Annotated in this window: 7 protein-coding genes; 2 read left to right on the top strand and 5 right to left on the bottom strand. The window is 33.4% G+C overall.

Annotation, left to right across the window (positions count from 1 at the left end):
- The coding region (locus PHI38_RS08910) for a glyceraldehyde 3-phosphate dehydrogenase NAD-binding domain-containing protein (RefSeq protein WP_299855249.1) at positions 1-509 on the bottom strand (509 nt) is incomplete at its 3' end.
- Between the two features lie 65 nt (positions 510-574).
- Between PHI38_RS08910 and nadD the strand changes: the two genes are divergently transcribed.
- Complete coding sequence (nadD, locus tag PHI38_RS08905; protein ID WP_299855248.1) at positions 575-1,123, top strand: nicotinate (nicotinamide) nucleotide adenylyltransferase; 549 nt, start codon at positions 575-577, stop codon at positions 1,121-1,123.
- Complete coding sequence (rsfS, locus tag PHI38_RS08900; RefSeq protein ID WP_299855245.1) at positions 1,108-1,443, top strand: ribosome silencing factor; 336 nt, start codon at positions 1,108-1,110, stop codon at positions 1,441-1,443. Before nadD ends, rsfS begins: the two co-directional genes overlap by 16 nt.
- Positions 1,444-1,461: 18 nt before the next feature.
- Here the strand turns inward: rsfS and mltF are convergent, their stop codons facing one another.
- The 4 genes from mltF to PHI38_RS08880 all read right to left on the bottom strand — a co-directional run.
- Entirely contained in the window at positions 1,462-2,877 is a 1,416-nt protein-coding gene (mltF, locus tag PHI38_RS08895; protein ID WP_299855242.1) for a membrane-bound lytic murein transglycosylase MltF, read from the bottom strand.
- 23 nt (positions 2,878-2,900) lie between these two features.
- Positions 2,901-4,175 (bottom strand): ArsS family sensor histidine kinase, encoded by a 1,275-nt coding sequence (locus PHI38_RS08890; protein WP_299855240.1) that lies wholly within the window; start codon positions 4,173-4,175, stop codon positions 2,901-2,903.
- Between the two features lie 26 nt (positions 4,176-4,201).
- The gene (locus PHI38_RS08885) at positions 4,202-4,864 is read right to left on the bottom strand and encodes a response regulator transcription factor (protein WP_299855238.1); all 663 of its coding nucleotides are present in this window, start codon (positions 4,862-4,864) and stop codon (positions 4,202-4,204) included.
- A gap of 55 nt (positions 4,865-4,919) precedes the next feature.
- A partial coding sequence (locus PHI38_RS08880; RefSeq protein WP_299855235.1) for a ferritin-like domain-containing protein occupies positions 4,920-5,146 on the bottom strand: 227 nt, incomplete at its 5' end.

Here is a 5,146-nt window from a genome sequence, read left to right as displayed (position 1 = left end):
TCAATTCCAAAAGCATCATCTAGCACCTTTGCAACAGGCCCCAGACAGTTTGTAGTACATGAAGCGTTTGAAACAATGTTTTCACCTTTATAAAGATGCTCATTTACACCTATCACAAATGTTGGTGTATCATCTTTTGCAGGAGCAGAAAATAGAACTTTTTTAATTCCATTATCGATGTGAACTTGAGCATCTCTTTTACTTAAAAATACTCCTGTACACTCTAAAACCATATCTGCACCACACTCGGCAAATTTAAGATTTTTAGGATCTCTATCACTAAAAACTCTAACATTTTTGCCATTAATTGTGATGTTTTTATCATCTACTTGTATAACTTCACTCTTAAATGTTCCATGAACAGAATCATGTTTAAGAAGGTATAACATCATATCCATCGTTGCCATGTCATTTATTGCAACTATCTCTACATCGTCTCTTGTCGCGGCAATTCGAGCCACACAGCGGCCTATTCTACCAAATCCGTTAATTGCTATCTTTAGTGCCATTATATTTCCTAATAAAATAAAAATTGGGCAATTTTACCTAAAGTTAGTTATAATTCGCTTTAAATATGGATACAATCGCACTTTTTGGCGGCTCTTTTGACCCGCCGCATATCGGTCATGAGGCAGTTATCAAAGCTTTAAAAAAATTTAAAGATATTGATAAAATTATAATAATGCCGACATTTTTAAATCCTTTTAAATCAAATTTTTACGCCCCATCTTCACTTAGAATGAAATGGCTAAAAGAGATTTTTAAAGAGGATGAAAAAGTTGAAATATCAGATTATGAAGTTTTACAAAATAGACAAGTCCCAACTATAGAAACACTCAAACATCTATTGAAAAGTTATAAAAAAATATATCTTGTAATAGGTGCTGATAATCTAGCTAAACTTGAGTTGTGGAATAGTTACGATGAGTTAAAAGAGCTCGTTACGTTTGTTGTAGCTCAAAGAGATGGGATAGATATTCCAAAAGAGTTTATCGCACTGAGTGTTGATGAGAAAATATCATCTTCGCAGCTAAGAAACAAGATGGATTACTCAAAACTCTCAAAGAAGTGCGCACAAGAGATATATGATTTTTACAAGGAAAACAATTGCAAAACAGAATAGATAAGATAATAGACGTTTTAGATAAACATAAAGCAGAAAATATAGAGGCCTTTGACTTAAGAGATAAAAACTACTTTGTAGATTACGCGATTATCGCATCTTCTCTTGGAGCAAGACATACATCAGCTCTTTTGGACCATTTAAAAAATGAGCTAAAACCAGCAGAAAAATTTAATGCTGTTGATGAGAGCAGTGATTGGATTGTTGTAGATCTAGGTGATATTCTCATACATATAATGACTCCAGAGTACAGAGTAAAATATGATATGGAGAGTTTTTTAACCTCTTTATCTGATGGCAAAGAAGGCATGCCTCTTTAAGTTTATACTCTTTACAACTCACTGAGTTGTAAAGAAAACCTCAACATCATTCTTTTGTAAAATATCTCTATAATCATAAATAGCATCTACATATTTAACAGCTTCACTTCCTCTTGCATAACCATGTTTAAGTGTTCTATAATATTTTTTCTGTGCAAGTAGAGGTAAAACTTTTTTCAAATCTGCCCAACTATTTTGGTTTAACCCTATCTGTTGCGCTAGTTTTTGAGCATCAAACACATGCCCAAGTCCAATGTTATAAGCAGCTAGTGCAAATTTAAGGCGATCTTCTCCGGTAACCTCTACATTAACACTCTTAATCATTTGATCAAGATGTTTTGCTCCGCCAAAAATACTCTCTTGTGGATCAATTCTATTTTTTACCCCAAGTAGACTTGCAGTATCTTGAGTTAGCATCATCAGCCCTCTAACGCCCGTATAACTAACCGCATTTGGGTTCCAATGAGACTCTTGATAAGATAGCGCTGCTAATACAGTATAAGGAATATCATATTTATTAGCGGCTTCTTTAAAATAGTTCTCATATTTTGGCAATCTTGTTTTAATTCTTTTATAAAACATAACAGTGTCGTAATAATCAAAAAAGAGAACATAGCTGTAATAGTGATCTTTCAGTCTGGCCATCTCTCCACTTTGATTTACTGTATTTAGCCAAGAGTACATATCCTCTTTTAACATTTTAGAGTCAGAAGCCAAAATCCAAGCCTGCTGTCTTCTGTTGCTTATATCAAAGGCAAGTAAAATATTTCTAAAGTAGCGTTGATTTAATGCGTATATATTTGAGTCTATGATTGTGCAGTCTATCTCATGTGTATCTACTTGTGAGATAAGTTCTTCAGTTGAGTAGTCGGCTGTATATGTAGCGGTAATATCAAAACCCTGTTTTTTTAAATCTTCGATTGTTTCGCTATAACTAGTATCCTCTCCAACAACTAATTTTAGGTTAGACAAACTATCGGCATCGCTTGGAAATCTTCCATCTAAGAGCATTGATCTATTACATATCACCTGTTCTTGCGCTTCATAATATGATGGGCCAAAGTTAAACTGTTTTTCTCTCTCTGGTGTTTTTGTCAAAGATGCAGAAGTTATATGAATATCTGGGTTTTTACTAAGTTCTAATGCTTCTTTTATAGTGTTTGCTGTAGTAATATTTAGCTTTACACCTAAGTGGTTTGCGTATAATTCAACTAAATCGTACTCAAAACCTTTTGGCCCATCCGAGCCTATATAATATGTTGATGGGGAATTGAGAAGTACAACGTTTAAAACACCACCTTTTTTTATCTTCTTTAAGGTGCTCTCTTTTATCATCTTATATGCGTCATTATAAAGCGCATGTGTAATCCAGCCAAAGGCAAAGAAACTAATCGCAAAAAGTGCAACTGTCCCTCTTTTCATATATTTTTTCATATTAATAGTTTATCCCTCAAAACTTATGCAAATATAAAACGGTTAATTCCGTTTTCATACTCGTGTGCAAGAACCTGATTGTGCGCTTTTAAGATAGAGTCAACCAGATACAAGCCAAGCCCAAAACTATTTTTAGAAGGGTTGTCTTTTGTAAAAGGCTCAATATAGTACTGAAGAGGATGCGCTATACATTCACCTCTACTCTCAAACGCTAATTCTCTATCCTTTATAAGGATTTTTACATGTGAATCGCTGGAATATTTTATACCATTATCTATCATATTTTTTATAGCAGTTGTGTAGAGTCTATAGTTAGCATTTATCTTATGGGCTGCATCAACATCAACAGTTATATTGCTTCGCTCTATCATCGCCATATCTATTGCGCCATCTATTATATCAACAAGACGGTACTCTTTGAAGTCTGCCTTGTCTCCCATACATGTAACCTCTTCAATGAGGGCAAACTCATTTACAAGAGACTCAAGACGCCCAAAAATAGAGGTAAATCTATCTTTTTGTTTCTGTGATTCAAGCATTTGAGTTGCAATAGTTCCTTTTGTAATAGGTGTTTTTAACTCATGCATAATGTTTCTCAAAAATAGAGTTCTTGATTCTAGTATAAGGTTTATCTTCTCTCTGGTTGCTTCAAGTTCATTTGAAACAAGCGCAATCTCATCGCATCCACTTGCTTTAAAAGAGACATTCATATCCCCATCACCATAAAGTGCGATCTTTTTTCTAAGTCTTATAAGAGGTTTTAATCTTCTTAAAATCAACATAAAAGATATCAATATTATAAAAACAATAACCAAGTATGAGTAGGCAACGTTATAGTATTTATATGGCTTTAGCTCTCCATCTAAAATAAGTACAGAAGCTGTTGGGGATTGGATGTGAAAATATATGCTTCTATTGAACTCCATCATTGTAGCAGTTAGGTCTGTTACAACTTGTTTGGTATAAAAACCATTTCCTGAGAAGAGTAAAGAGGAGTTGACATTTTGAAAATCTTTTTTCATTAAAACTTTTGCATTTTTTAAGACTATCTCTATATCTTTTTCATCTTTTTCTAAAACAAAATCATAGACTGCCAAATTTGCTTCAAGCATAATTTGAGAATCTACTTTTTGTTGATGTTGCTGATATATTTGAGTAATAATTGCGTGTTTTGTAAAAATATTATTTATATAGTTTTCTTTGTTAAGTTGAAAAAATTTCCAAAATACAACACTTACACTCATTAAAGTAACAGTGAGTGCAAATAAAACAGTTATTAAGACGGCATGTTTGCGCATTGGTTTATCTCCTAAAACAATAACGATTATTTAAGAAGTTTATATCCAACGCCTCTAACTGATTCTATTAGAGATTTATCTCCAAGCTTATTTCTTATGCGTCCAACCATAACATCTATACTTTTGTTTGAAGAGTCTTCATTTATAGCATTTACGTTATGTATCAAATCTTCTCTAGAAACTACTAAGCCTTGCTTTGCAATCATATATGAGAGTATGCCAAACTCGGCATTAGTAAGATCTATGTTTCTACCACGATATGTAATCATCATAGAGGAGAGATCGCATTTAAAATCGCTCTTTGACTCCTCTTTTTGTTGTGATTTTGCTTCATAGCGTCTTAGAACTGAGTGAATTCTAGCCTCAAGTTCTCTTGGATCATAAGGCTTTGGAATATAATCATCAGCTCCAAGCTCTAATGCTTTAACCTTATCTGTTACATCACTTCTAGCTGAAGAGATGATGATAGGTATATCTTGGCGCTCACGAATTGCTTCACAAACCTCTAATCCATCCATTCCTGGAAGTGTTAAATCTAAGATAACCAAATCAAATGGCTCTAGCTTCAATATGCTCACTGCCTTAAAAGGGTCATCTTCTGTGATAACCTCAAACTCAAACTGCTGTAAATACTCTGTGAGAATCTCAGCTAATTCCAAATCATCTTCAATCATTAATATTTTTTTCATACGCGAATTCTAACAGATATCAAATAATAGGTAGTTAATGATGTCAATTTCATCCTCAACTAAGAGACTTTTTTATATCAGTAATAAACTCTGTAATATCGTCATGAAGGGCTTGTAAATCCTCTTCGTGCTCCACTTCATCTGCTAATATTTGAGAGACGATATCGTATGTTACTATGTCTTTATCTCTAGTCATATCAACTAATTTTGAGTATATAGAAATAGCACACTGCTCACCTTTGATAGAGTCTTTAAGTATGCTAACAACATCAAAATCTTTTG

The sequence above is a fragment of the Sulfurimonas sp. genome (assembly GCF_028694895.1).
GTDB lineage: Bacteria > Campylobacterota > Campylobacteria > Campylobacterales > Sulfurimonadaceae > Sulfurimonas.
The sequence above is the reverse complement of the archived record's forward strand: the minus strand, read 5'-3'. Positions and strand labels throughout refer to the sequence as shown.

What these genes read in the sequence shown, in the direction of transcription:
- PHI38_RS08890 (WP_299855240.1), bottom strand. Translation starts at nt 4,175, where the DNA reads ATGCGCAAACATGCCGTCTTAATAACTGTTTTATTTGCACTCACTGTT.
- mltF (WP_299855242.1), bottom strand. Translation starts at nt 2,877, where the DNA reads ATGAAAAAATATATGAAAAGAGGGACAGTTGCACTTTTTGCGATTAGT.
- nadD (WP_299855248.1), top strand. Translation starts at nt 575, where the DNA reads ATGGATACAATCGCACTTTTTGGCGGCTCTTTTGACCCGCCGCATATC.
- PHI38_RS08885 (WP_299855238.1), bottom strand. Translation starts at nt 4,864, where the DNA reads ATGAAAAAAATATTAATGATTGAAGATGATTTGGAATTAGCTGAGATT.